Here is a 25,351-nt window from a genome sequence, read left to right as displayed (position 1 = left end):
GGGGGACTATAATGGCGCAGAAGGCGGTGCATGTGCTCGCCATCGACCAGGGCACGACTTCGACCAGGGCGATCGTGTTCGACAGCACGGGACTGCCGGTCGCCACCGCGCAGCGCGAACTTCGCCAGTTCTATCCCCACGATGGCTGGGTCGAGCACGACCTGGAGGACATCTGGCGCGACACGACGGTGGTCTGCCGCGCGGCGCTGGAGGAGGCGGGCCTGACCGCTGCCGGCATCTCCGCGATCGGGATCACGAACCAGCGCGAGACGACCGCCCTGTGGGACCGGGCGACCGGCGAAGGCCTGCACAACGCGATCGTCTGGCAGGACCGCCGCACGGCGGAGGCCTGCCGCAAGCTCCACGCCGACGGCGCCGAGGCCCTGGTGGCGGAGCGCACCGGCCTGCTGATCGACCCCTATTTCTCGGCGACCAAGCTGGGCTGGCTGCTCGACCACGTGCCCGGTGCCCGCGCGCGCGCGGAGCGGGGGGAACTGTGCTTCGGCACCATCGACAGCTTCCTTCTGTTCCGCCTGACCGGCGGCGCCGTCCACGCGACCGATGCCAGCAACGCGTCGCGCACCCTGCTGTTCGACATCCATGCCCAGGACTGGGACGACGAGCTGCTCCGCCTGTTCGGCATTCCGCGGGCGCTGCTGCCGCGGGTGCTCGACAACAGCGCCGATTTCGGCGTGGCGGAGGCCGATTTCATCGGGGCTCCCGTGCCGATCACCGGGATGGCCGGCGACCAGCAGGCGGCCACCGTCGGGCAGGCCTGCTTCGAGCCGGGCATGATCAAGAGCACCTACGGCACCGGCTGCTTCGCCTTGCTGAACGTGGGCGACAAGCCGGTGCGCTCGACCAACCGGCTGCTGACCACGACGGCCTACCGGCTGGAGGGCAAGCCCGCCTACGCGGTGGAGGGCTCGATCTTCGTGGCCGGGGCCGCGGTCCAGTGGCTGCGCGACGGCATCAGGGTGATCGCGGACGCCGCCGCGTCGGAGCGGCACGCCAACGACCTGCCCGATACCCAGGGCGTCTACATGGTGCCGGCCTTCACCGGGCTGGGAGCGCCCTACTGGGATCCCGACGCCCGCGGCGCCCTGATCGGGCTGACGCGGGACACCGGGATCAGCCATATCGTCCGGGCGGCGCTGGAGGCGGTCTGCTACCAGACCCGCGACCTGATGGACTGCATGGCGGCCGACGGCGGCACCCGGCCCAGCGCGCTCCGCGTGGACGGCGGCATGGTGCGGAACGACTGGCTGATGCAGTTCCTGGCCGACATCCTGGAACTTCCGGTCGAGCGCCCGATCGTGACCGAGACGACGGCGCTTGGAGCCGCCTATCTCGCGGGGCTTCGTACGGGGGTGTACGCCTCCCTCGACAGCGTCGCCGCCGCCTGGCAGCGGGAAAAGCTGTTCGAGCCCGGCATGTCGTCCGCCGACCGCACGCGCCTGTACGACGGATGGCGGCGGGCGGTGCGCCGCGTGCGCAGCGATCTGGCATAACCCGGAAAAGAAGATTAGAATGCGCATCAACCGGCGGATGGTCATCGAAGCTTAATCGAACCGTCACGGCGGAGACATGGCGAGGGGCTAACCATTTGGCCCATCGTAAAAATTGGGAGACGAGACAAATGCAGCGCATCCACGCGACGATCGCCGTTTCGGCGTTCGCCCTGTTTGCCATGGCAGCCGCCACCACGGCCCCCGCACAGGCCCAGACCGAGATCCAGTGGTGGCATGCCATGTCGGGCGCCAACAACGAGACGGTCGAGAACCTCGCGAAGGAATTCAATGCCAGCCAGAGCGAGTACAAGGTCGTCCCGGTCTACAAGGGAACCTATCCGGAAACCCTGAACGCCGGCATCGCCGCCTTCCGCGCGCGGCAGCCTCCCCACATCATCCAGGTGTTCGACGTCGGCACCGGCGTCATGATGGGTGCGCGCAGCGCGATCAAGCCGGTCGCGGACGTCATGAAGGAAGGCGGCGAGAGCTTCGACAAGTCGAAGTACCTGGCGGGCATCGTCTCCTATTACAGCGCCGCCGACGGCACCATGCTGTCCTTCCCGTTCAACAGCTCGTCCCCGATCCTGTACTACAACAAGGCGAGCTTCCGGAAAGCCGGCCTCGATCCCGAGACGCCGCCCAAGACCTGGCCGGAAGTGTTCGAGGCGGCCAAGAAGATCAAGGCGTCGGGACAGTCCTGCGGCATGACCACGACCTGGCCGACCTGGATCCACCTGGAGAATTTCAGCGCCTGGAACAACCTGCCCTACGCCACCGACCAGAACGGCCTGACCAGCCTGACGCCGGAACTGAAGATCAACGGCCCGCTCAACATCCGGCACTTCTCGACCCTGGCGGAGCTTCAGAAGGACGGCACCTTCCAGTACGGCGGCCGCACCTCGGAGGCCAAGGCCAAGTTCCTGAACGGCGAATGCGCCATGCTTCCGGAGTCGTCGGGCGGCATCGGCGACATGGTCAAGGCCGGCCTGGATTTCGGCACCGGCAACCTGCCCTATTATCCGGAAGCGGCGGGAGCCCCGCAGAACACCGTGCCCGGCGGCGCGTCCCTGTGGGTCTTCGCCGGCAAGCCGGCCGCCGACTACAAGGGCGTCGCCCAGTTCTTCACCTACCTGTCGAAGACGGAAGTCCAGTCCCGCCTGCATCAGGTCTCGGGCTACCTCCCGGCCACCATGGCCGCCTATGAGGCGACCAAGAAGGAAGGCTTCTACGAGAAGAATCCCGGCCGCGAGATCCCGATCCAGCAGATGATGGGCAAGGAGCCGACCGAGAACTCCAAGGGCATCCGCCTCGTCAACATGCCGCAGGTCCGCGATATCCAGAACGAGGAGATCGAGGCCCTCCTGAACGGCAGGCAGGATGCCAAGACCGCGCTGGACAACGCCGTCCGGCGCTCCAACGAGGCGATCAAGGAAGCGGCCAAGGCTTACCAGTAAGCCGAAACCAGCTTCTCCGAAAGCGCCCTCTCCCCGCCACGGGGGAGGGCGCGCTCTCTTTTCACGGACCTTCATGTCAAGACGCGTCGTCTTTCCCAACCGGCTGCTGCCGTACCTGCTGCTGGCACCCCAGATCGCCATCACGCTGGTGTTCTTCTTCTGGCCGGCCTTCCAGGCGGTCCGCCAATCGCTCTACCGGGACGATCCCTTCGGCTTCAGCAGCCGTTTCGTGGGGCTGGCCAATTTCGAACTGGTGCTGTCCGATCCCAACTACATCAACTCGCTGAAGGTGACCGTCGTCTTCAGCCTGTCGGTCGCCATCGTGGCGCTGGTCGCGGCGCTGGTGCTGGCGGTGATGGCCGACCGGGTGGTCAAGGGCAAGGGCATCTACCAGACCCTGCTGATCTGGCCCTACGCGGTCGCCCCCGCGATCGCCGGCATGCTGTGGCTGTTCCTGTTCAGCCCCGCCATGGGCACGCTGGCGGTGATGCTCCAGCGCGCCGGGTTCGACTGGAATCCTCTGCTGAACGGCGACCAAGCCATGGCGATGGTCGTGGGCGCCGCCGCCTGGAAGCAGATCAGCTACAATTTCCTGTTCTTCCTGGCCGGGCTCCAGGCCATTCCGAAATCCCTGATCGAGGCCGCGGCGATCGACGGCGCCGGGCCCGGACGGCGGTTCTGGACCATCGTGTTCCCGCTGCTGTCGCCGACTTCCTTCTTCCTGCTGGTGGTCAACACCGTCTACGCCTTCTTCGACACCTTCGGCATCATCCACGCGGTGACCGGCGGCGGCCCGGCGCGGGCGACCGAGACGCTGGTCTACAAGGTCTACAACGACGGCTTCGTGAACCTGAATCTCGGCGCCTCCTCCGCCCAGTCGGTGATCCTGATGGCGATCGTCATCGCGCTGACCGTCGTCCAGTTCAAGTATGTCGAGCGCAGGGTGCATTACGCATGATCGAGTCCCACGATGATTGAAAGGCGTCCCCTGGGCGTTCTGCTCGCCCATTTCATCCTGATCCTCGGCATCCTGATCGTCGCCTTCCCGATCTACTACACCTTCGTCGCCTCGACCCTGACCACGCCGGAGATCATGGCCCCGCCCATGCCGCTGGTGCCGGGGCCGCACTTCCTGGAGAACTACGGCGGCGCCTTCGGGGGCATCGGGACCATCGGCGGCGTCGGCGTCGGCCGGCTGCTGCTGAACACGCTGGTCGTGGCGCTCGCCATCGCGGTGGGCAAGATCATCATCTCGATCCTGTCGGCCTACGCGATCGTGTTCTTCAGCTTTCCCGGCCGGATGCTGTTCTTCTGGATGATCTTCATCACGCTGATGCTGCCGGTCGAGGTGCGCATCCTGCCGACATACCAGGTGATCGTCGACCTGGGGCTGATCGACACCTATACCGGCCTGACGCTGCCGCTGATGGCGTCGGCCACCGCGACCTTCCTGTTCCGGCAGTTCTTCATGACGATCCCGGACGAGCTGGTCGAGGCCGCGCGCATCGACGGCGCCGGCCCGATGCGGTTCTTCAAGGATATCCTGCTGCCGCTCTCCTACACCAACATCGCGGCGTTGTTCGTCATCCTGTTCATCTATGGCTGGACCCAGTACCTGTGGCCGCTGCTCATCACCAACGACAACGAGATGAACACGATCATCATCGGCTTGCGGAAGATGATCTCGTTCGTGGACGCGGACACGCAGTGGAACCTGATCATGGCGATCACGATCCTCGCCATGCTCCCGCCGATCGCCGTCGTGGTCTTCATGCAGCGCTGGTTCGTCAAGGGCCTGGTCGATTCGGAGAAGTGAAGAAAAATGGCTGAAGTCGGCATCCGCGGCGTGCGGAAGACCTATGCGGGCGGTTTCGAGGCGATCAAGGGGATCGACTGCGCGGTGGGCGACGGCGAGTTCCTGGTCATGCTCGGGCCGTCGGGCTGCGGCAAGTCCACCCTGCTGCGCATGGTCGCCGGGCTGGAAACGATCAGCGCGGGCGAGGTCTCGATCGGCGGCCGGGTGGTCAACGACCTGGAGCCCAAGGATCGGGACATCGCCATGGTGTTCCAGAACTACGCGCTCTACCCGCACATGACCGTCTACGACAACATGGCCTACGGGCTGAAGATCCGCGGCATGTCGAAGTCGGAGATCGAGGAGCGGGTCCACAAGGCGGCGGACATCCTGGAACTCCGGCCCTTCCTGGGCCGCCGGCCCCGCCAGCTCTCCGGCGGGCAGCGCCAGCGCGTCGCCATGGGCCGGGCCATCGTGCGCGAGCCCAAGGTGTTCCTGTTCGACGAGCCGCTGTCCAACCTGGACGCCAAGCTGCGCACCCAGATGCGGGTCGAGATCAACCGGCTCCAGGACCGCCTGGGGATCACCAGCCTCTACGTCACCCACGACCAGGTGGAGGCGATGACGCTCGCCGACCGCATGATGGTGATGAACGGCGGCGTCGCCGAGCAGATCGGGACGCCGATGGAGGTCTATCACCGGCCGGCCAGCACCTTCGTCGCCGGCTTCATCGGGTCGCCCGCGATGAACTTCCTTCCGGCCAGGCTGACGGCCGCGGGGGTCGAGCTGAACGGCGGCCATGCCGTGCCGCTGCCGGGGGAAACGGGGATGTCCGGCGCCGCGGGCCGGGAGGTGACCCTGGGCATCCGGCCGGAGCATCTGACGCTGGAAAGCGGTCGGGGGATCGGCGACATCGCCGTGCGGGTCGAACTTGTCGAGGCGCTGGGAGCCGACACCGTGGTCCATGCCCGCCTGACGTCCAGCGGCGATCCGCTGCTCGCCCGCCTGCCCGGCAGCGCCCGCGTCGCGACGGGCGACACGCTGCATTTCGCGATCACGCCGGGGGAGGTCCACCTGTTCGACCGCCAGGGCGGCCGCAGGCTGTAAGGCATATCTTCCGGAGGGGCGGCGTGGCGTCGCCCCTCCTTCTTCCTACTCCGCCGCGACCTGCCGCGGCGCCGGAGGCGCGAAGCGTCCGGAGGTGTCGTGGGTCAGCATGAAGTCGCGGACCTTCGGCAGGATCTGCTCGCGCCACCGGCGGCCGTTGAAGATGCCGTAGTGGCCGACGCCCTTCTGCAGGTGGTCGCCGCGCTTCTCGGCCGGCAGGCTGGAGACGATCTGGTGGGCGGCGCGGGTCTGGCCGGGGGCCGAGATGTCGTCCAGCTCGCCTTCGACCGTCATCATCGCGGTATGCCGGATCGCCGAGGGATCGACGCGCTGGCCCTGCCACTGCATGGTGCCCTTCGGCAGCGAATGCTTCTGGAACACGTTCTCGACGGTCTGGAGGTAGAACTCCGCCGGGAGATCCATCACCGACAGGTACTCGTCGTAGAACTTGCGGTGCTGCTCGGCGCTGTCGCCGTCGCCCTGGATCAGGTGCTGGTACAGCTTGACGTGCTCGCCCACGTGGCGGTCCAGGTTCATCGACATGAAGCCGGTGAGCTGGATGAAGCCGGGATAGACCTGGCGCAGGCCGCCGGGGTAATAGGCCGGGACGGTCTGGATGACGTTGCGCTCGAACCAGCTCAGCGGCTTGTTCTCGGCCAGTTCGGTCACGACCGTGGGGGCCGCCGTGGTGTCGATCGGGCCGCCCATCAGGATCATGCTGGCGGGCTGGTTGGGATCCTCGTTCTGGGCCATCAGCGAGACCGCGCACAGCACCGGCACGGTCGGCTGGCAGACCGCCATCACGTGGGTGTGCGGGCCCAGGTGCCCCATGAACTCGATCAGGTAGCTGATATAGTCATCCAGGTCGAACTTGCCGCGCGACAGCGGGATCTTGCGCGCGTCGAGCCAGTCGGTGATGTAGACGTCGTGCTCCGGCAGCAGCGCCTGGACCGTGCCGCGCAGCAGCGTGGCATGGTGGCCGGACATGGGCGCCACGACCAGCACCGGGGGGTGCACCTTGTCGGTGTCCCGCTCGAAATGGATCAGGTCGCAGAACGGCTTGCGAAGCACGGGCACTTCGCGGACCGCCACCTCGATGCCATCGACCTTGGTGGTGGGCAGGCCGAACTCCGGCTTGCCGAACCTCCGCGTCGTCCGCTCGAACAGTTCCGCCCCGGCGGCGATGGTGCGCCCGATCCGGGTGTAGGAAGCCGGCATGAACGGATTCTGGAACGCGGTCTGGGTGGCCTCGGCCATGAGGCGTACGGGATACCAGGCCGCGTGCTGGAGATCATAGAGCTGGTAGAGCAAGATTCCCCTCACATACACCGTTTGAGTGACGCCGCGGCGTTCGTTTTTTTGCTGCGCTGCGATCCTGCGACTTGTTGCCGCTTACCCTTGCGAACAGCTTGATGTAGCAATTGTTTCATAGTCGTAAATATAGACTATCGAACCATTGATAGCCGCAACGCAGCTTGAATGTGCCGCAGGGCAGGAAAGTTGCGCGCTGCCTGAATATCCCGCAACAAAAAAGTTCGGCATTTGATCGGTCTTAATGCCGCATGGTCATGCCGACGCCAACAACCGTAGCACCAACGGATATGTCGCGGGTGCGAAGCGGTTCACACCCTTTCGCCGTATGCTTTGGATGGGGTTAGGGGCCGGAAGGGATCAGGCGACCATGCGCCAGGCCATGTAGCCGAGCACGCCGGCGTTCGCCACCATGATCAGCGGGGCCACGCGGGCGACCACGCCCCGGAAATTCCGCCCGGCGACGTGCCCGGCCAGCCCGACCGCCAGGAGGCTCGGCACCGTGCCGACGGCGAAGGCCGCCATGCCGAAGGCGCCGGCCGCGGGGCTCCCGCTGGCCGCCGCCGCCGCGACCGCGCCGTAGAGCAGCCCGCAGGGGATGAAGCCCAGGGCCAGCCCCAAGCCGTAGCCGCGCCAGCCGGTCGGCCGGCCGAACAGCGGCTTGGCGACTCCGCCGACGTGGTCCGCCCACCGGCGCCGCGCCCCTCCGCCGGAGCCCCGGCCGGAGGCCGGCATCCGGCCGAGCACCCCGCCCAGGGCCTGGACCAGGAAGAACAGCGCGGCGAACACCAGCAGCGCCCCGGTGACCCAGCGCAGGCCCGGCACGGCGCCGATGCCGCCCGCCAGCAGCGCCGCCGCAGCACCGATCCCCGCGTATGTCGTTGCGCGCCCGAAATGGTACGGCAGGACCGCAGCGCCGGTCAGCCGGTGAAACTCGGTCATGCGGCTGGCGGGGACCCCTTCGAGCCGCGTCGCGACCTGGGCCAGGACGAAGGGGCCGCACATGCCGGCGCAGTGGGACCAGCCGCCGACCAGGCCGGCCGTGAAGAGGCTGGCGAACAGCCCGCCGTCGCGGCCGAAATCGACCCCGCATTGCTGCAGGCCCGCGTCGATCAGGGTCAGTACGGTATGCTGGTCCATCGTGCCGGTTCGTCTCGCTGCGGGATACAAGCCCCACGTCAGCGTATCGGTGCGCCGGCGACAATGACGTAGGTCAAGGCCGGGCGCCGGACTGCCCCCGAGAATGCCGGAAGGGCAGGACCAGGATCGTTCCGGTTACGAAACCGCCGAGATGCGACCACCAGGCGACCATGGCCTCCAGGTCTGCGGCCACCGCCTCCAGGCCCTGGATGCCGAGCCAGCCGCCGAGCGCCACATAGACGGGCACGGGCAGGGAAACCCGCCGTCCGGGCAGGACCAGGACCAGCCACGCCCTGGGATGGAGCATGACGGCGGCCGCCAGCAGGCCGGAGATCGCGCCGCTCGCCCCGACCACCGGATCGATCGAGGCGGGGTCGTGCAGGATCTCCGCGCCCGCCCCGCCCAGGCCGCACAGCAGGTAGAACACTCCGTAGCGGACATGGCCCAGGGCCATCTCGACGCTGTCCCCGAACAGCCACAGGAACAGCATGTTGCCGGCCAGATGCCAGACGTCGGCGTGGAGGAACATGGAGGAGAGCAGGCTGAAGGCCCGGCCCAGCGACGGAACGTCGGGCGGCAGCAGGCGGTCGCCGGTGACCACGGCCGGGACCATCGAGAAGCCGAGCACGAAGTCCCAGGCCGCGGGTTCGGCCAGGGTCTCCTGGACCAGGAAGGCGAGGACGCACAGGACGACGATCGTGACCGTCGCGTAGGGCGGCCTCACGCCGGTCCGCTCCCCTCGTCGAGGTCCAGCGCCTCCCGCCCCAGCTCAGTCAGCCGCCATCCCGCCCCGTCGCCCTCGATCAGCTTCGCCCTGCCGGTCTCCCGCACGGTGGCGCGGACCCGGTGCAGCGGCAGCCCGGCCGCCGCCGCGATCTCCTCCGGGGCCGCGAACGCCGCGCCACGACGGGCCATGTCGGCCAGCACGCGGCGCGCCACCTCCGTCAGGGTGCCGTCGGGGTTGATGCAGGCCATGCGCCCTGCGCCCGCTCAGCCCTTCGAGCCGGGAGCCGGCACGGTGGTCTTGCAGAACCACCAGTCCGTGCATTCGTAGCCCAGGTCCTTGCGCGCCTCGGCGTCCTCGACGGTGCGCGGCGGCGGGACGATCACGGACTCGCCGGGCCGCCAGTTGGCCGGGGTGGCGACCCTGTGCCGGTCGGTGGTCTGGAGGGCATCGATCAGCCGCAGGATCTCGTCCGTATTGCGGCCGGTGGTCAGCGGATAATAGATCATGGCGCGCAGGACGCCCTTGTCGTCGATGACGAACAGGCAGCGGCTGGTCTCGGTGGAACTCTCCTCCGGGTTGATCATCCCATAGAGCGACGCGACTTCGCGGTTGCCGTCGGCGATCACCGGGAAGGGGATCTCGACGCCGAACTTGTCGCGGATCGCCTGGACCCAGGCGAGATGGCTGTAGATGCTGTCGATCGACAGGCCCAGCAGTTCGGTGTTCCGCTCCTTCAGGGCCGGGGCCATGCGGGCGAACTCGATGAACTCGGTGGTGCAGACCGGCGTGAAATCGGCCGGATGGGAGAACAGGACGACCCAGGTCCCGCGATAGTCCTCCAGGGCCAGCCGTCCATGGGTGGTCTCGGCCTCGAAGGCGGGCGCCAGGGCGTTCAGGCGCGGCAGGGCGGTCTGGATGTGATAGTCGCCGGTGGTATTGTGTTCCACTGTGTTCCTCCGCGGGCTCGGGCTGGTACCGTATCGGCACCCGCTTTTACCCGAGCCCGCGGCCGAAAGGTATGCGGTTATCGGTGTCGGTGCCGGATCACGCGACGGTGCCGGTGCCCGCCGGTACCGGGTCGGCCTTGGCCATCTCGTGGATTTCGACCGGGCGGCTTGCATGCTTCCGCAGGATGCCCATGACCTGGGCTTCGTCGGCTGTCCCCGGCTTACCGGGACTGTCCAGCGTGACCCACATCAGGATCCCGCCCTTGTCCAGGTGCTCCTGGAGCCAGTCGTTCCGCTTGTCGCCGATCCATTGGGACATCACCGACCCCAGCGCGCCCCCGCCGACGCCGGCGGCGGCGGCTCCCAGGCCCGCCACCAGGGCGGTGCCGCCGGTCGCGACGATGGTGCCGGCGGCAACCAGCGCGCCGACATAGGCGGGGGCGGCCATGGCGGCGCCCACCCCGTTGCCGACCTCCTCCGGGGCGACATAGGACTGGCGCGGCGCGCTCGGGTCGTCCTTCGCCTCGTCGACCGTACGGTAGGTGCGGCCGAGCTTCTCGGTCACGGCGGCGTCGCTGGACATCAGGCTGATGGCGGCGCCGTCCACTCCGGAAAGGGTCAGTTCGTCGACCGCGGCTTCGAGCGACCCGGTGCTGCCGAAAACGGCGATGGCTTCCCGCACCGAGGGCAGGTCCGTACCGCCGGATGCGGCTCTGTTGGCGTATGTCATTCCAAATCCTCCGTTTCGGTCCCAAGGGACGCCTGCGAAGGCAATTGGTTCCCGATGCCCGGCTTGCAAGCGGACCCCCCGTATCATGCGGCCGGAACGGGGAGGACCGGACGCTCCCAGCCCGTACGCGGGAGCATGGGCGACGGCCTGGGGGCCGGCCAGAGGACGTACAGCGCCGCCGCGACGACGGCGACCTTGATCACCAGCGCAAGCGCCACCTTGAGGAGGAAGGGAGTGTTCGGCATGCCGCCATCCTGACGGCGGGATCGGGCCGGCGCCTTGATCTCCGTCAATCGCGCGGACCCTTCCTGAACACCCATTTCTCTATGAAATGCATCCCGGTCAGGATAGCCGCCGCGAAGAGCGTGATGATCAGGGCCAGGGCGTGGAGTCCCGCTCCGGCGGCGACCCCGACGGCGCTGCACAGCCAGATGTTGACCGCGGTGGTGAGGCCATGGACGTCCCGGCGGGCCTGGATGATGACGCCGGCGCTGATGAAGCCGATGGCCTGGGCCAGCCCCTGGACGATGCGCAAGGGATCCATGTCGGTATGGCCCGTCGCCTTCAGCATCTCGAAGATCTCCAGGGTCACCAGCGTCGTGCCGGCCGAACTGAGCGCCACCAGCATGTGGGTCCGCAATCCGGCCGACTTCCCCCGGATCTCCCGGTCTATGCCGAGCGCCATGCCGCAGAGCGAGGCCACCGCGAGCCGGAACGCCACTTCCGACAGCGGCGTGATGGTCCGGAACTCCGCCGCGAGATCCATCGGTCACCTCTCGCGATTGCCGTGGATTTGACTCAATGGGGCGATCATCTACACTCCTTGGCGACGGTTCGGTGAAAGCGCTGATGGCCCCTGTTTCCGACGGCTCCCCCCGGGTAACATTTATCTCAACCTTCCGGTTCCTGCTCGCCGGGGCCTATCTCGGCCTTCTGCTGAACATGCCCAACTGGACGGGCGACCTGCTGGGTCCCGATCATGTCAGCCCGTCGCTGGAGGTCGCCGCGATTTTCGGCCTGCTGGCGCTGGCGTCGGCAGCCAGGGGACGGGCCGGCCGGGGCCTGACCTCGGCGCTTGCGGCTGCGGCGCTGCTCCTGGGGGCGCTGCGCCTCGCCGACATCTCCAGCCACATGCTGATCGGCCGGCCCGTCAATCTGTCGCTCGACCTGATGCTGCTGCCGGCGATCCTGGAAGTGCTGGCGGGGGCCGCCAGCGTCCCGGAACTGGTCGCCGCCGCGGTGGCGGTACCGGCAATCCTGGCCGTGCTGTTCCTGCTGAACCTGTGGGCGATCCGGACGGCCGCGCGGTTCCTGGAACGTCGGCCCAACCGGCTCTTCTTCGCCGGGGCCTTGTGCGCCCTGGCGGTGCCGGCCCTGTTCGGCCTGCGCCCCTATGCGCCGCTCGACCAGGGATCGGTGGCGCTGCTCCGGTGGCAGGTCTCGCAGGCCGCCCAGGCCTCGGCGCTGCGGGCGGAGCATCTCGCCGGCTTCAGGACCGACCCGTTCGCCGGCCTGTCCGACGACGCCGTGCTGGCGCACCTGGGACGGCGGGATGTCTATGTCATGTTCTTCGAGTCCTACGGCGAAACCGTGCTGGTCGATCCGCGCTACCGTTCCGTGATCGAACCGACCCTGGCGGACTTCGACCGCGCCCTTTCGGAAGAGGGATTCGGCGTGCGCTCCGGGCTGATCGAGTCGCCGATCCGGGGCGGGCAGTCCTGGCTGGCCCACGGCACCTTCCTCAGCGGCGCCCGGCTCGGCGACCAGGGGCTCTACAACCTGATGCTGGAGAGCGGCCGGCAGTCGCTGACCCATTATTTCAGGCGCGCCGGCTACGAGACCATGGCCGTCATGCCGGCCCTGTCCCGCGCCTGGCCGGAAGGCGGCTTCTGGGGCTTCGACCGGATCTGGAGCACCGACGACATGGGCTATGCCGGGCCGCCCTTCGGTTGGGCCGCGATCCCCGACCAGTACACGCTCGATTTCATCCACCGGCGGAAGCTTCGCCAGCGCGACCGGCCCCTGTTCATCGAATACGCCCTGATCAGCAGCCACGGCCCCTGGGAACCGCTGCCCCCGCTGCTGGACGACTGGGAAAGCATCGGCGACGGCTCGGTTTTCGACGGCATGGCGCCGCCCCTTCCGGCCGACCGGCAGGGCTGGAGCGGCATGACCCGCAACTATGCCGATTCGGTCGACTATACCCTCAAGGTCCTGCGCGACTACATAACCAGGTATATCGCGGACGATGCGCTGATCATCGTCCTGGGCGACCACCAGCCGGCACCGCTGATCACCGGCGACGGTGCGTCGCGCTCGGTCCCCATCCATGTCATCAGCCGGGACCCCGAACTGCTGGCTCCGTTCGAGGAATGGGGCTTCACTCCCGGCACGATTCCGGAGGCGGATCGGCCGCCCGTGCCGATGGAACGGTTCCGCGACCGCTTCCTGGCGGCGTTCAGCGCGCGGGAGACCGGCTGACCGATCGAACCGCCTGCTTGCCCGGGGAAGCGGCACTGGAGTACACCATGACCCCATGTCCATCCCTCCCGTCTACGCCCCCTTCGAACCGGCCGATCTCGACCGGATGACGATGCTGTTCCGGCACGCCTTCGCCTCGACGGCGGACGGTGTCCGCTTCTACATGTCGATCGTCGGGGACGACAATTTCCGGGTGATGCGCCGGGCGGGCGCCGCCGTGGGCACCCTGGCGCTGCTCGACATGGCCCAGTATTTCGGAGGGCGGGCCGTTCCCTGCCGGGGGATCGCCGCGGTCGCGGTCGAGCCGGGCGAGCGTGGACGCGGCACCGGCGGCCGGATGATGGCCGCCATGCTGGCGGAGGCGCGCGCCGACGGCATGCCGATCTCGACCCTCTATCCCGCGACCTTGCCGCTCTACTCCAAGGCCGGCTACGGCATGGCCGGCGACCGCTTCACCTACCGCATCCCGTTCGGGATCCTGCGCGGCCTACGCCCCGAACCGGCGCCCCGGCTGGCCTCGCCGCCGGACCGCGCCGTCCTGGCCGGGCTTCAGCGGGAGCGGGCGCAACGGACCAACGGTCTGCTGGAGCGTTGCGAGCTGATGTGGCAGCGGGTGCGCGGCACTGCCGACAAGCCGCTGGACACCTTCCTGATCCCGGGTGACGACGGCCCCGAGGGATACCTGACGGTCGGCCCGCGGGCGCCCGACCGGACTCTCCACGTGGAGGACTGGGTCGCCCTGACGCCCCGCGCCGGGCGGGCGATCCTGGGCTTCCTGGCGGGCTGGCACTCCCAGGCCAACACCGTGACCTGGGGCGGCGGCCCGGAGGATCTGCTTCTCCACCTGCTGCCCGACGTCGGCGGCTCGATCGCCTCTTGGGAGCAGTGGATGCTGCGGATCACCGACGTGGCCGGCGCCCTGGCCGCCCGCGGCTGGCCCAACGGGGTCCGGGCCGAACTGACGCTCGCCGTGACCGATCCCCTGCTGCCCGACAATGCCGGCCGCTACCGGGTGGAGGTGGCCGACGGCGAGGCCTCGGTCGAACGGACAGGCGACGCCGGCTCGGGGCCCGCCGACATCGAACTCGGCGTAGATGCCCTGGCGACGCTCTACAGCGGCCATCTCGGCCCCGGCACCCTGGCCGGCCTCGGCCGCCTCCGCGCCTCCCCCGAGGCGCTCGCCACCGCGACGACCCTGTTCGCAGGCCCACGGCCGTGGCTGGCGGACATGTTCTGACAGGCGTCAAGCGGGAGGGGATCGGTACCGTGTTGCGCCATGGGCGCAACCTACGGCTCGATGCAGGGCGGAGGCGATGCGGAGCAACGATCGTAGGTTGCGCCCATGGCGCAACGCTTCGGATCGGCTGTCCCGGGCGTATCGACCTGATCGGGTACGGCTCCAGGGCGCGGCGGCCGCTACACGACCGCCCCGCTAGCCGCCGTCATCGGCCGCTCGCGCCTGAATTCCGCGCCGGCGGACCGGGGAGACCGCTCGGGCCGGCTCTCTTCCGTCCCTTCCTGTATCGCGGCCTGGATCTTCCGGTTCAGCTCCGCGCCGGAATAGGGTTTGGCGATCATCGCGTAACCCCGGTCGGTGCCGTCCTCGTTGGCGACCGCATGGCCGGCGAATCCGGAGGTGAGGAGGATCGCGAGACTGGGGCGCAGGCGTTGCGCGAGGCGGGCGAGTTCCGCCCCGTTCATGCCGGGAGGCATGACGATGTCGCTGAACAGCAGGTCGATGCGCTGGTCGCCCCGCAGGGCCACCAGCGCTTCGTTGGCGTTGGCGGCGCCGGTCACCCGGTGTCCCTGGTCCTCCAGGATGGACATGGCGGCCACGCGGATCAGGGCATCGTCCTCGACCAGCAGTATGTCCAGCGGGCGGACGGCGCCCGGCTGGGCGGCCTGCCTTGACGGCCGGCGGACGACCCGGTCCCGCGGGAAGCGGAGCGTCGCGGTGGTCCCGCTGCCCACGACGCTGCTGAGCTGGATGGTGCCGCCATGCAGCTCGACAAGCCGGCGGGTCAGCGGCAGGCCCAACCCGGTTCCCTCGACGTCGCGGGCTCCGGCGTCGTCGGCGCGCCAGAAGGATTCGAACATCCGGGTCAGGTTGTCCTCGGCGACGCCGATCCCGGTGTCCGCGACCGACAGGAGCAATCCTCCGAAGGCGTCCAGGTCGGCCGCGATGTCCACCTTCCCGCCGCTCGGCGTGTATTTCACCGCGTTGGAGATCAGGTTGAGCAGGATCTGGCGCAACCGCTTCTCGTCCCCCCGGATGAAGCGCGCCTCGGCCGCGACCGTGGAGGACAGGGACAGGCCGGCGCGCTTGGCCCGCGGCTCCAGCATCCGCGTGCAGAAATCGACCGCCTTGAGCAGGTCGACGTCTTCCTCCTGGAGGGTCAGCTTGCCGGCCTCGGCCTTGGCGTGGTCGAGGATCTCGTTGATCAGTTCGAGCAGGTGCTGGCCGCTGTCGCAGATATCGTTCGCCCACTCCCGGTAGCTCGGATCGCCGAGCGGTCCCGAAACCTCGTTCCGCGTCATGTCGGCGAAACCGATGATGGCGTTGAGCGGGCTGCGCAGCTCGTGGCTCAACCCGGCGAGGAACTCGCTCTTGGCCTGGCTTGCGGCCTCGGCGGCGTCCTTGGCCTGCTGCAGTTCCGCAGCCGTGCGCTTGCGCTCCGAGATGTCCCGCATGATCCCGGTGAAGTGCCGTTGCCCGCCGCCGCTCTCCCATTCCGCGATCGACAGGTCGAGCGGAAAGACGCTGCCGTCCTGGCGCCGCCCCCGCACCTCGCGCCCGATGCCGATGATCCGCTGCTCCCCCGTCGCCAGATAGCGGGCGAGATGGCCATCGTGGGCCGAGCGGTCCGGCTCGGGCATCAGGATGCCGACATTCTGCCCGATCACGTCGGCCGCGGCGTAGCCGAACATGCGCTCCGCGGCCGGATTGAACGCGACGAGCCTGCCTTGATGGTCGATGATCGTGATCGCGTCGACGGCGGTATCGAAGATGGCCCGGTGCCGGGCCTCGCTCGTCCGGAGGGCGTGGATGCTGTCGATCCGTTCCCGCTCGCGGGCGAGCATGGTGCCGAAGAGCAGGATCCCGCCGGTCGTCATGATCGTCAGCGGCAGCGCGGCGGTCGAGACCGTGTGGACCGCGTCGCCCCAGGACGGCAGCAGGAAGGCGCTCAGCACATGGGACGACGCCAGGGCGCCGAGGGTCAGGAAGTGCCCTGTCCGGAGCCGGCCGAGGGACCTCCGGAACATCAGGACGAAGACGATGCCGGCGAGCGAGCACAGCATGATGCCCGCCGTCCCGGCGAGCGCCCCGATGCCGCCGCTCCAGAAATAGCGGTAGGCTCCGGCGACGGCCCCGGCGAGGACCGCGGCGGAGATCCCGCCGAAGGGAGCGGCAAGGCCGAGCATGATGCTCCGCGCGTCGATGAGCACTCCGGGAATGATCTGGATCGGCGCCAGCATCGAAAGCACGGCGCCGCCGCCGAAAAGAAGACCGCAGGTCAGGGTCCGCAAACGCGGCCGCTCATCGACCCGCCTCAAGGCGTTGGTATAGGCAGCTAGTATCAATCCGAGCAGGCCGGCGCTCTCGGCGAGGGAAAACAGGACACCAAAAAAGGACATGAAACTACTCGCGAAAAGATCTTCGGCGAGTGTGCTGCCCAGGTCTTGAAGATTTGATAACGCGGCGCAAGCCAGGCCACGGATCCTCTCCCAAGCAAATAAACAAAGTCACGGTAACACGAACATATATTGCTATGAATTTCTAACGATTTTGCGCGGAATCGCGAGATCCTTGGACCGCCTGCCGTTCGAGCGCGGTCTCGATCTGCCTCGCGGTCTCACGGGCGGTCCGCATGACGCCGATCAGCGTCGCCGAAGCGATCCCGGTCCACTCGCCGTAGCCGACCAGCCAAAGGCGCGGTTCGCCCGTGGACCGCGTGCCGTCGACGCGGACCCTGCCGTCCGCCTCGACGACGCCGAGACCTTTCAACGGGTCCAGGGCCGGCCGGAACCCGGTGCACCAGATCACCGCATCCGCCTGCGTTTCGGTACCGTCACGCCATACCACGCCCGACTCGGTGAACCGCACGAACGGCCGCGCCGACGTCAATACGCCGCGGTCCCGTGCCTCGCGGACCGGCGGCACCATGACGATGTCGCCCAGCCCTCCCTTCGGCGTTTCCACCGTCCGCCCTTCCCGCAAGGCCCGCCAGCGCTCCGTGGCGCGCTCGAACAGGACCCGCCCGTCCACATCGTCGGGCAGGAACGACGGCGGGTCGATCGTCACCCAGAGCGTCCGCGCCACCTTCGAGACTTCCGCCAGGATCTGCGCGCCTGAATTGCCGCCGCCGACGATCAGGACGGTGAGGCCGGCGAAGTCGTCCGGGACGCGGTATTCCGCCGAATGCACCTGCCGGCCCCCGTACTCGTTCCGCCCGGGATAATCCGGAAAGAAAGGCCGGCGCCAGGTTCCGGTGGCGCTCACCACCGCCCGGGCCCGCCAGTCGCCGCGGTCGGTGCGGACCAGCAGGCCGTCGCCGGCCCGGACCACCGTCTCCACCCCTGCGGGACGGACGACGGGAAAGCCGTAGCGGGCCTCATAGCGCGCCAAGTAATCGATCACATGGTCGCGGCGCGGATACTCCTCTCCCGTGGGCGGCATCGGCCACCCGGGAAGGGAACTCCACTGCGCCGGGGAGAACAGGCGCAGCGACTCCCAGCCATGCCGCCACGCACCGCCCGCGCCATCCTCCCCGTCGAGGATGACGAAGGACAATCCCGTCCGGCGCAGGAAATACCCGACAGCCAAGCCGGACTGCCCGCCGCCGATCACCACGACATCGCGCTCGCCGTCCATCGCTCGACTCCTTCCACGGAACTTCAGGCCCGGCGGCGGGGCCTTGCGGGCGGTTCCCGCACTTTACGGCGGTAACCGATCAGGTGGAACCGCTTCGGTCCTCGCGGCCTGCCGCCCCACTCGCCGCACCGTGTTGCGCCATGGGCGCAACCTACGGCTCGATACGGTGCGAAGGCGATATCGGCCGACGATGGTAGGTTGCGCCCACGGCGCAACGCTTCGGATCGGGTACAGCTCCAGGCCAGGGCGTGCAGGTCCATCAACCCTCCGACACCGGAGAGATCGCGAGGCGGTTTCACATGAATGAAAACCGTACCCTCACAAGGATACCGTGAATAAAGATGACTTCTAAATACACCAATATACAAGCGTTCTCTTTAGTTGCTGCACCGATACGTTGGATTTCCACGACAAACATGTGAACCGGATCACTGTGAGCCAGATCTCATCTTTGTAGCCTCGGCCATCGCACCGGATTTCCGGGATCTTTCCTGACCCGGACACCTCTCGATAGGAGCCGACCATGCACGAATACGGCAAGCGCGCGCGCCTGAAGTCAGGCGCGGTCCGATCCGTCGACGGATTGCCCGACGCCACCAGACGCACGTTCCTGCGAACGGTCGCGGTCCAGGCGGTCGCCCTTCCGGCGGCCTCCGTCCTGGCCGCCCACGGCGGCCCGCTCGCCGCGGCCACCCTGGGTCCCGGCACGGCTCCCTCGGTGCCGGGCTCCGGGGACGGCACCGTGCGTCCGATCGTCCGGGAATTCGCCGATCCCTGGCTGGAACTCGTCCGGCTCCTGCGCGAAGCCGCCGAAGTCGAGCATGCCCTGATGGTCCAGTACCTGTACGCCGCCTTCTCGCTCAAGCCGGCCTATGCCGCCATCGCCGGATACGGAGCCCCCAATGCCGACGATCTGCTCGGGGTCGCGGTCCAGGAGATGCAGCACCTGGGAGCGGTCAACCGCTTCCTGGTCGCGATCGGCTCCTGCCCCCACCTGGAGCGGCAGGATTTCCCCTACGAGCCGGCGATCTATCCCTTCGCCTTCCATCTGGAGCCGCTCAGCCGGCACAGCCTGGCGAAATACGTCTATACCGAAGCGCCTCCCGACGCGCTCGACAGGACCGGTGCCGGCCCGGAGGATGCCCGTTTCATCGACGAGGTGTTCGCGGCGCTGGGCACGGAGCGGCGGCCCAACCATGTCGGCAGCCTCTACGAGCAGATCATCGCCCTCGTCGGGGAGCTGAGGCAGTCCGGCTCCGCCCCGAAGCATGTCGATTTCGACGGCTGGGCCGCCGCCTTCGAAGCGATCAAGGACGAGGGCGAAATCGACCATTATCTTTTCTTCCGCAAGCTCTTCACGGGCCGGCACGAAGGCTTGGCCGCGGCCATGGGCGGAACGGGGAATGCCTGGGACCTGCCCAGGAGCGATCCCCGTTATCCGGCCTTCGATATCGCGGTCGATCCCTCCGCGTTCATCGGGCATCCCGGGCAGATCATGGACGGGACCGCGTTGCGCATCGCCTGGCTCGGGAACCTCGAGTACTGGACGGTCCTGTGCCTCCTGGACAACCACTACCGCGAAGGCGGCGACTGGGCGGTCGAGCGCGCCAGGGCGCACATGGTCGGCGCCATGCTGCCGATCGCCCGGACCCTGGGCGCCCGGGGCGCCGCCCTGCCCTTCGACGCGCTGAGCATGGGCTATGCGCCCGGCACCGACGGCGCCCTGTCGCGGCTGGCGATCCTGCGGCTGGTCCGGGAGGCGCAGGATGTCGCCCGCTCCCTCGGGCCGGACCTGCCGGGCGACTTCCCGTGGGACGTCCACGCGGATACCATCGCGGCGATCCAGGGCGACGTCGTCCTCGCCGGCTTCGGCACGCGAAGGTGACATCGGACCGCCTCCGGGGGCTTGCCTTTGGGCGGCGCAGCATAGGAATATCCCGGCGCAAGGGGAGATCCGCATGAAACCCGAGGCATACGCCACCAAGACCATCAACCTGGCGCTCCAGGGCGGAGGCAGCCACGGCGCCTTCACCTGGGGCGTCCTCGACCGCCTGCTGGACGAGAAGCGCCTGGTCATCGAGGGAATCAGCGGGACCAGCGCCGGCGCCATGAACGCGGCGGCGCTTGCCCAGGGCTGGACGCGGGGCGGACGCGCGGGAGCGAAGGCGACCCTGGACCAGTTCTGGCGCAGGACCTCCGAGCTGTCGCACTTCAACCCGATCCGGCGCAGCCTGGCGGACCGCCTGCTCGGCCGGTGGAACCTGGACCATGCGCCGGCCACCAGGGTGCTCGCCTGGTTCCAGCACCTGCTGTCGCCGTACCAGAGCAATCCGCTCGGCCTCAACCCGCTGCGCACCGTGCTGAGCGAACTGATCGACGAGCGGGACATCCAGGGCTGTTCGGGCATCAAGCTGTTCATCGCCGCGACCAACGTCGAGACCGGCCGGGCCCGCGTCTTCTGGCGGCACGAGGTCACGCTGGACGTGCTGCTGGCCTCGGCCTGCCTGCCCTTCACCTTCCAGGCGATCGAGATCGACGGCGTGCCCTACTGGGACGGCGGCTATATGGGCAACCCGGTGATCTGGCCGCTGATCTACCACTGCGACAGCCGCGACGTCGCGGTCGTGCAGATCAATCCCCTGGTCCGCAAGGGCACCCCCCGCACGTCCATCGAGATCATGAACCGGGTCAACGAGATCAGCTTCAACGCGTCGCTCATGGCGGAGATGCGGGCCATCGCCTTCGTGCAGCGGCTGATCGAGGAGGACATCGAGGGTGGATCGAGCAGCCGGCTGAAGCGGATGAACATCCACATGATCGGCGACGAGGAACGCATGCGGGCACTCGGCGCCACCAGCAAGATGAACGCCGAGCTGGATTTCCTGCTCCATCTCAAGTCGCTCGGCCAGGACGCGGCCGACGCCTGGCTGACCGGGAACTGGAGCCATATCGGCCAGCGGTCGACCATCGACCTGCGCCGCATCTTCCTGGCGGCCCAGCCCTCCGGAAGCCCGTCGCCCTCCGCCGGACCCGGCGGACCGGATCCGGCGCTGCCCCGGAAGGTCGCCGGGCAGGCATAGCGCCGGCCGGAACCAAACCCGGACGGGTCCTGTTGCCTTCGCCGGACCACGATCTGCGGAGTCTCGGCAATGGGTACGCGACGGACCCTCTCACCCGGCATGGCGGCCCTGGCCGTAGGCGGCGCGCTGGCGCTGAGCGGGCTGTTCAGCCGGCGCTACAGCCCCGACCCCACCCATCCCGACATCCGGGACTGGTATGACAGCCTGGAGAAGCCCTCCTACAAGCCGCCGGACCCCGTTTTCGGGGCGGCCTGGCCCGTGCTCAGCACGCTGCAGGGGATCGGCGCCTACCGGCTCATGCGGTCGCCGCCCAGCCCCGAGCGCGATGCCGCGCTGGCATTATGGGCGCTGGACACCGCCGTCATGAGCGGGTGGGCGAAGATCTTTTTCGGCCAGCGCGACATCACCGGCGCCGTCATCGACAGCGCCGTCCTGGTCGCCGGAGCCGCCGGCTACGTGGAACGGGCATCACGGGTGGACGGCGTCGCCGCCGCCCTGGGAGTGCCCTTCGCCGCCTGGAGCCTGTTCGGCGGCGTCATGACGGAGGATCTGCGCGAGCGGAACAGGGATCTCGACGGCCGCGACGCGGGCCGGCGTCCGCCAGGGCGGCGGAGGCCGGTCCGGTCGGCGCGGACTCAGTGGTGAGCCGCGCCGGTTTTCTCGGATCTCATCATATCCAGGAACGCGACCACGGTGGGAACACCAATAAGGACGAGCGCGAACAGCAATCCCATGATGACACCTCTTCAATGAGCCGGAACGACCGATAATCCGCCTAGCATAACCGCATCCGGGCCGTCCGGTCTCGCGCGAGGTGACGTCATACCCCGTTTGCCGCGCCCCCTCGTCGTTTTCGGCTCCGCGCGGGTCGGATCCGGCCGCCGTCACGCCCGGGACAGGACCGCCCGGGCGTTCTTCAGGTCGCGGGTATCCAGCCCTTCCCGGAACCACGAATAGATCGGCTCCAGGAGCTCCCGCGCCTCCCGGCATCGGCCCCGGCGCTGCCATAGGCGGGCGAGACTGGTCGCGGCCCTGAGTTCGCGCATCCGGGCGTTCTGCCGGCGGGCGATGTCAAGCCCCCGGCGCAGGGCCGCTTCGGCCGCGGCGACCTGGTCGGCCGCGATCAGCAGCTCGCCCCGGCGCCACTGCAGCTCCGCCTGCGACCCGAGTTCCCAGCGCTCCGCCCGCTCGATCGCCTCGTCGATGAGCACCAGCCCTTCGGACGTCCGCCCCGCCTTGCTCAGGGCCTCGGCGAACAGGGCGAGATGGAAGGGAATGCCGAGTTCGCCGCGGGTCGCCCGATATGCCGCCATTCCCTCCTGCATGATCGGCATGCCTTCGGCGATCCGGCCCAGGTGGACCAGCGCCCATCCCCGGAGGATCCTCCCCGCGGCCAGCGCCGAGGCGAAGCCGCAGTCCGACGCCAGCCCGATCAGTTCCCCGGTCAGGTCGGCCACCTGCTCCGGAGCCCCCGCATAGGCGGAGAAGTCGCTGGCCTGTTCGAGCGCGAAGGCAAGGGTGGCCGGGTGCGACAGGAGCCTGGCCCGGGTGAGCGCCTCCCGCTGCCGTTCGATGGCCCTGTCGGGATAGCCCTGGCTGAACAGGTTCCAGGACAGGAAGCCGAGGCATTTGATCCGATGGTTGTAGGGCTGCACCAGGGGCAGGTACCGGCTCTGCGGAAGGTCGTGGAGCGCTATCGCCTGTTCCAGATGCCTGCCTGCGGCCTCGAGCTGTCCGAGATAGAAGGAAATGACGCCGACGGCGCTGTGGCCCGTCAGCCGGGCCGGCGTTTCCCGCTGCTGCTCGGCCTCGGCCAGCAGCTCCTTGGCGATGGCGAGCGCATGCCTCAGCTCGGCGCGGCCGAGATGGAACTCGGTCTGGCCGTAGAGGACGGTCAGGAGCTGCGCCCTTTCGCCGATCTGTTCGCACAGCCGGCGCGCCCGGGCATAGGCTCCGCCCACCTCCGGGGCCGCCAGACCCCTGGTGGCGGCGAGGGCCGCCCCGAGCGTGACCTGAAGCGGGATCTCCAGGCGATCCCGCCCGGCCCCCTCGGGCAGTCCGGCGAGGAGTCGCAGCCCTTCGTTCACCTGCTCGACGGCCTCGAGGCTGCCCGACTGGGCGAGCGCCCTTTGCCCGGCGATCAGCCGATACCGGGCGGCTTCCCGGAACTGGCCGGATTCCTCGTAATGGCGGGCGACCAGTTCGGGCCTGCTCCGGACGGTGTCCGGAAACCGCTCGACGAGGGTCCGGACGATACGGCCGTGCAGCTGCTGCCGCTTGCCGCGCAGCAGCGCCTGATAGGCGGTCTCCTGGATCAGCGCGTGCTTGAAACCGTAGGTCGCCCCGGGCGGGGTCCCGTGGGACAGCAGGAGTCCTCCTCCGGTGAGCTGGTCCAGGGCATCGCGCAGGGCGCGGTCGTCCAGGTCGGAGACCGCGGCCAGCATGTCGTAGGAGAACTCCCGCCCGATCACGGCGCCGATCTGCGCCACCTCCTTGCCCGGGGCAAGCCGGTCGAGGCGGGCCATCAGCAGATCCTGCAGGGTGGCGGGAATGGTCGTCGCCGCAACACCGGGATGCCCGCTCCCGTCGCCGGGAACGCTGGCTTCGATCACCGCCTTCGTCAGTTCCTCGATGAAGAGGGGGACGCCGTCGGCCCGGCCGATGATCCTGCCGATCACCCCGTCGGGCAGCGTTCCGCGACAGGCGACGCTGTTCACCAGCATCGCCGACTGCGCGGGAGTGAACCGTTTCAGCACGACGCCGGTGACGTTGGGCCGGGCGTCCTCCGTCCAGGGCGGGTCGAAGTCCAGCCTGAACGTCACGATCACCATCAGCCGCGACGACCGGGCGCGATCCATGATCAGCGTCAGCAGGTCCAGGGTGCTCGGGTCGGCGGCATGCACGTCCTCGAACTGCAGCAGCAGGGGCCGGCGGAAAGCCAGCCCGGCGAGATGGGCCGCCAGCGCTTCGAGCATCAGTTCCCTGCGCTGGCCGGCCTCCTGGACGACCGGCCGGCCCCGATCGTCGAACGGGATCGACAGCAGGGACGCGATCGGCTGCAGCGCGTCGTCGCCAAGGCAACCCGACCGGGCGAGCATGGCCCTCAGCTTGTCGAGCCGGCGATCCGGCCCGTCGTCGGCCGCGAACCCGGCTTCCCGCTCAAGCGTCTCGATCACGGGGAAGAAGGCGGTATGCCGGAACTGCGGGCTGCAGGAGAACTCGAGCCGGCCGTCCGGCGGGATATCCAGGTTGCGCGAGAGTTCATGGAGCATCCGCGACTTGCCGATGCCGGGTTCTCCGCCGAGCAGCACCACCTGGCCTTCGCCCTTCTCCGACCGGCGCCAGCGGTCCGCCAGCAGCGAGAACTCCTCCTCACGGCCGATCAGCGGAGTCGCTCCCGCTTCGTGAAAGGCGGCGAAACGGCTCGCGACGTTCCTTTCGCCATCCACCCGCCAGACCCGCACGGGTTTCGCGAAGCCCCTCAATTCCCGGTCGCCCAGGTCGGCACAGTCGAACAGCCTGCCGATCAGGCGGCGCGTCGTCTCCGCGATCACCACCGAATTGGGCTCGGCCAGCGTCTGCAGGCGGGCCGCCAGGTTGAGCGGGCCTCCGATGACCATCCGCTCCTCCAGGGCGGACCGGTCGGCCGGATCGTCCACGACCACCAGGCCCGTCGCGATTCCGACGCGGACGCGCAGGCCGGTCCTCGACGGCAGCGCCAGTCCGGCGACGGCCCGGACCAGGCCCAGGCCGGTGCGAACCGCCCGCTCGGCGTCGTCCTCCTGGGCGGCGGGATACCCGAAATAGATCAGGATGCCGTCACCCAGATGCCGGGCGATCCAGCCGTCGAACCGCTCGACCACACCGGTGCAGGCGTCGCGGTATGCCCGGATGACATTGACCATGTCCTCCGGGTCCAGCTGCTCCGACAGGGCGGTCGATCCGACGATGTCGCAGAACAGGGCCGTGATCTGCCGGCGCTGCCCTTCCGGCCGCAGCGCCTCCCCGTCCCGGCTCCGGGTCCTCAAGGCCGTCCCGCAATGCCGACAATAGAAATCCCCGCGCTGGTCTTGATGGCCGCAGGCAGGGCATTTCATCGGGACTTCTCTCTGGCTGCGCCGGACTCGGGTACACCTGGCTTCGAAAGAAAGCATCGCGCCGTGCTCATCGGCAGCGTACCGCACGCCCGGACCGG

The 25,351-nt window shown here is 68.6% G+C and carries 21 protein-coding genes; 10 read left to right on the top strand and 11 right to left on the bottom strand.

Features of this window, described 5'->3' with window-relative positions:
• Positions 1-11: 11 nt before the first annotated feature.
• From glpK to IGS68_RS05645, 5 genes are all read left to right on the top strand, one after another.
• Entirely contained in the window at positions 12-1,511 is a 1,500-nt protein-coding gene (glpK, locus tag IGS68_RS05665) for a glycerol kinase GlpK (protein WP_201077997.1), read from the top strand.
• Positions 1,512-1,639: 128 nt separating this feature from the next.
• Complete coding sequence (gene ugpB, locus IGS68_RS05660) at positions 1,640-2,965, top strand: sn-glycerol-3-phosphate ABC transporter substrate-binding protein UgpB (protein WP_247881188.1); 1,326 nt, start codon at positions 1,640-1,642, stop codon at positions 2,963-2,965.
• 73 nt (positions 2,966-3,038) lie between these two features.
• A complete protein-coding gene (ugpA, locus tag IGS68_RS05655; protein ID WP_201077996.1) occupies positions 3,039-3,923 on the top strand; it encodes a sn-glycerol-3-phosphate ABC transporter permease UgpA in 885 nt (294 codons plus the stop codon).
• A 12-nt stretch (positions 3,924-3,935) separates the two neighbouring features.
• Positions 3,936-4,781 (top strand): sn-glycerol-3-phosphate ABC transporter permease UgpE, encoded by an 846-nt coding sequence (gene ugpE, locus IGS68_RS05650; RefSeq protein WP_201077995.1) that lies wholly within the window; start codon positions 3,936-3,938, stop codon positions 4,779-4,781.
• A gap of 6 nt (positions 4,782-4,787) precedes the next feature.
• Entirely contained in the window at positions 4,788-5,867 is a 1,080-nt protein-coding gene (locus IGS68_RS05645; protein WP_201077994.1) for a sn-glycerol-3-phosphate import ATP-binding protein UgpC, read from the top strand.
• A 45-nt stretch (positions 5,868-5,912) separates the two neighbouring features.
• Here the strand turns inward: IGS68_RS05645 and IGS68_RS05640 are convergent, their stop codons facing one another.
• The 8 genes from IGS68_RS05640 to IGS68_RS05605 form a co-directional block, all read right to left on the bottom strand.
• Positions 5,913-7,178, bottom strand: coding sequence for a polyhydroxyalkanoate depolymerase (locus IGS68_RS05640; protein ID WP_201081109.1), 1,266 nt, complete (start codon positions 7,176-7,178; stop codon positions 5,913-5,915).
• A gap of 360 nt (positions 7,179-7,538) precedes the next feature.
• Positions 7,539-8,318, bottom strand: coding sequence for a sulfite exporter TauE/SafE family protein (locus IGS68_RS05635; RefSeq protein ID WP_201077993.1), 780 nt, complete (start codon positions 8,316-8,318; stop codon positions 7,539-7,541).
• Between the two features lie 73 nt (positions 8,319-8,391).
• Positions 8,392-9,042: a rhomboid family intramembrane serine protease gene (locus tag IGS68_RS05630; protein ID WP_201077992.1), complete on the bottom strand. Its 651-nt coding sequence runs from the start codon at positions 9,040-9,042 to the stop codon at positions 8,392-8,394.
• Positions 9,039-9,293 (bottom strand): hypothetical protein, encoded by a 255-nt coding sequence (locus IGS68_RS05625; protein WP_201077991.1) that lies wholly within the window; start codon positions 9,291-9,293, stop codon positions 9,039-9,041. Before IGS68_RS05625 ends, IGS68_RS05630 begins: the two co-directional genes overlap by 4 nt.
• Positions 9,294-9,308: 15 nt before the next feature.
• Positions 9,309-9,992: a peroxiredoxin gene (locus IGS68_RS05620; protein WP_247881187.1), complete on the bottom strand. Its 684-nt coding sequence runs from the start codon at positions 9,990-9,992 to the stop codon at positions 9,309-9,311.
• A gap of 97 nt (positions 9,993-10,089) precedes the next feature.
• Positions 10,090-10,722: a hypothetical protein gene (locus IGS68_RS05615; RefSeq protein WP_201077988.1), complete on the bottom strand. Its 633-nt coding sequence runs from the start codon at positions 10,720-10,722 to the stop codon at positions 10,090-10,092.
• An 83-nt stretch (positions 10,723-10,805) separates the two neighbouring features.
• Positions 10,806-10,967 carry a hypothetical protein gene (locus IGS68_RS05610; protein WP_201077986.1) on the bottom strand — a complete coding sequence of 54 codons (162 nt, stop codon included), beginning with the start codon at positions 10,965-10,967 and terminating at the stop codon, positions 10,806-10,808.
• A gap of 44 nt (positions 10,968-11,011) precedes the next feature.
• Positions 11,012-11,488, bottom strand: coding sequence for an MgtC/SapB family protein (locus IGS68_RS05605; protein ID WP_201077984.1), 477 nt, complete (start codon positions 11,486-11,488; stop codon positions 11,012-11,014).
• An 83-nt stretch (positions 11,489-11,571) separates the two neighbouring features.
• Between IGS68_RS05605 and IGS68_RS05600 the strand changes: the two genes are divergently transcribed.
• On the top strand, positions 11,572-13,203 hold the full coding sequence (locus tag IGS68_RS05600) for a sulfatase-like hydrolase/transferase (protein WP_201077982.1): 1,632 nt from the start codon (positions 11,572-11,574) through the stop codon (positions 13,201-13,203).
• 55 nt (positions 13,204-13,258) lie between these two features.
• Positions 13,259-14,440 carry a GNAT family N-acetyltransferase gene (locus tag IGS68_RS05595; RefSeq protein WP_201077980.1) on the top strand — a complete coding sequence of 394 codons (1,182 nt, stop codon included), beginning with the start codon at positions 13,259-13,261 and terminating at the stop codon, positions 14,438-14,440.
• A 179-nt stretch (positions 14,441-14,619) separates the two neighbouring features.
• Here the strand turns inward: IGS68_RS05595 and IGS68_RS05590 are convergent, their stop codons facing one another.
• Together IGS68_RS05590 and IGS68_RS05585 are read right to left on the bottom strand one after the other, a co-directional pair.
• On the bottom strand, positions 14,620-16,839 hold the full coding sequence (locus IGS68_RS05590; protein WP_201077978.1) for a PAS domain S-box protein: 2,220 nt from the start codon (positions 16,837-16,839) through the stop codon (positions 14,620-14,622).
• Between the two features lie 142 nt (positions 16,840-16,981).
• Positions 16,982-18,076 carry an ArsO family NAD(P)H-dependent flavin-containing monooxygenase gene (locus IGS68_RS05585; protein WP_201077976.1) on the bottom strand — a complete coding sequence of 365 codons (1,095 nt, stop codon included), beginning with the start codon at positions 18,074-18,076 and terminating at the stop codon, positions 16,982-16,984.
• A gap of 523 nt (positions 18,077-18,599) precedes the next feature.
• Between IGS68_RS05585 and IGS68_RS05580 the strand changes: the two genes are divergently transcribed.
• The 3 genes from IGS68_RS05580 (at position 18,600) to IGS68_RS05570 (ending at position 21,801) form a co-directional block, all read left to right on the top strand.
• Positions 18,600-19,961, top strand: a complete 1,362-nt coding sequence (locus tag IGS68_RS05580) for a ferritin-like domain-containing protein (protein WP_201077974.1) — start codon at positions 18,600-18,602, stop codon at positions 19,959-19,961.
• A 73-nt stretch (positions 19,962-20,034) separates the two neighbouring features.
• Complete coding sequence (locus tag IGS68_RS05575) at positions 20,035-21,156, top strand: patatin-like phospholipase family protein (protein ID WP_201077972.1); 1,122 nt, start codon at positions 20,035-20,037, stop codon at positions 21,154-21,156.
• Between the two features lie 69 nt (positions 21,157-21,225).
• On the top strand, positions 21,226-21,801 hold the full coding sequence (locus tag IGS68_RS05570) for a TspO/MBR family protein (RefSeq protein WP_201077969.1): 576 nt from the start codon (positions 21,226-21,228) through the stop codon (positions 21,799-21,801).
• Positions 21,802-22,040: 239 nt separating this feature from the next.
• Here IGS68_RS05570 and IGS68_RS05565 read toward each other — a convergent pair whose 3' ends face one another.
• A complete protein-coding gene (locus IGS68_RS05565) occupies positions 22,041-25,184 on the bottom strand; it encodes an ATP-binding protein (protein WP_201077967.1) in 3,144 nt (1,047 codons plus the stop codon).
• Positions 25,185-25,351: the final 167 nt, after the last annotated feature.

This window comes from Skermanella sp. TT6 (assembly GCF_016653635.2).
In the GTDB taxonomy this organism is placed as follows: domain Bacteria; phylum Pseudomonadota; class Alphaproteobacteria; order Azospirillales; family Azospirillaceae; genus Skermanella; species Skermanella cutis.
This window is presented reverse-complemented; position numbering and strand designations above follow the sequence as displayed.

What these genes read in the sequence shown, in the direction of transcription:
- glpK (WP_201077997.1), top strand. Translation starts at nt 12, where the DNA reads ATGGCGCAGAAGGCGGTGCATGTGCTCGCCATCGACCAGGGCACGACT.
- ugpB (WP_247881188.1), top strand. Translation starts at nt 1,640, where the DNA reads ATGCAGCGCATCCACGCGACGATCGCCGTTTCGGCGTTCGCCCTGTTT.
- ugpA (WP_201077996.1), top strand. Translation starts at nt 3,039, where the DNA reads ATGTCAAGACGCGTCGTCTTTCCCAACCGGCTGCTGCCGTACCTGCTG.
- ugpE (WP_201077995.1), top strand. Translation starts at nt 3,936, where the DNA reads ATGATTGAAAGGCGTCCCCTGGGCGTTCTGCTCGCCCATTTCATCCTG.
- IGS68_RS05645 (WP_201077994.1), top strand. Translation starts at nt 4,788, where the DNA reads ATGGCTGAAGTCGGCATCCGCGGCGTGCGGAAGACCTATGCGGGCGGT.
- IGS68_RS05635 (WP_201077993.1), bottom strand. Translation starts at nt 8,318, where the DNA reads ATGGACCAGCATACCGTACTGACCCTGATCGACGCGGGCCTGCAGCAA.
- IGS68_RS05625 (WP_201077991.1), bottom strand. Translation starts at nt 9,293, where the DNA reads ATGGCCTGCATCAACCCCGACGGCACCCTGACGGAGGTGGCGCGCCGC.
- IGS68_RS05615 (WP_201077988.1), bottom strand. Translation starts at nt 10,722, where the DNA reads ATGACATACGCCAACAGAGCCGCATCCGGCGGTACGGACCTGCCCTCG.
- IGS68_RS05610 (WP_201077986.1), bottom strand. Translation starts at nt 10,967, where the DNA reads ATGCCGAACACTCCCTTCCTCCTCAAGGTGGCGCTTGCGCTGGTGATC.
- IGS68_RS05605 (WP_201077984.1), bottom strand. Translation starts at nt 11,488, where the DNA reads ATGGATCTCGCGGCGGAGTTCCGGACCATCACGCCGCTGTCGGAAGTG.
- IGS68_RS05600 (WP_201077982.1), top strand. Translation starts at nt 11,572, where the DNA reads ATGGCCCCTGTTTCCGACGGCTCCCCCCGGGTAACATTTATCTCAACC.
- IGS68_RS05595 (WP_201077980.1), top strand. Translation starts at nt 13,259, where the DNA reads ATGTCCATCCCTCCCGTCTACGCCCCCTTCGAACCGGCCGATCTCGAC.
- IGS68_RS05590 (WP_201077978.1), bottom strand. Translation starts at nt 16,839, where the DNA reads ATGTCCTTTTTTGGTGTCCTGTTTTCCCTCGCCGAGAGCGCCGGCCTG.
- IGS68_RS05585 (WP_201077976.1), bottom strand. Translation starts at nt 18,076, where the DNA reads ATGGACGGCGAGCGCGATGTCGTGGTGATCGGCGGCGGGCAGTCCGGC.
- IGS68_RS05580 (WP_201077974.1), top strand. Translation starts at nt 18,600, where the DNA reads ATGCACGAATACGGCAAGCGCGCGCGCCTGAAGTCAGGCGCGGTCCGA.
- IGS68_RS05575 (WP_201077972.1), top strand. Translation starts at nt 20,035, where the DNA reads ATGAAACCCGAGGCATACGCCACCAAGACCATCAACCTGGCGCTCCAG.
- IGS68_RS05570 (WP_201077969.1), top strand. Translation starts at nt 21,226, where the DNA reads ATGGGTACGCGACGGACCCTCTCACCCGGCATGGCGGCCCTGGCCGTA.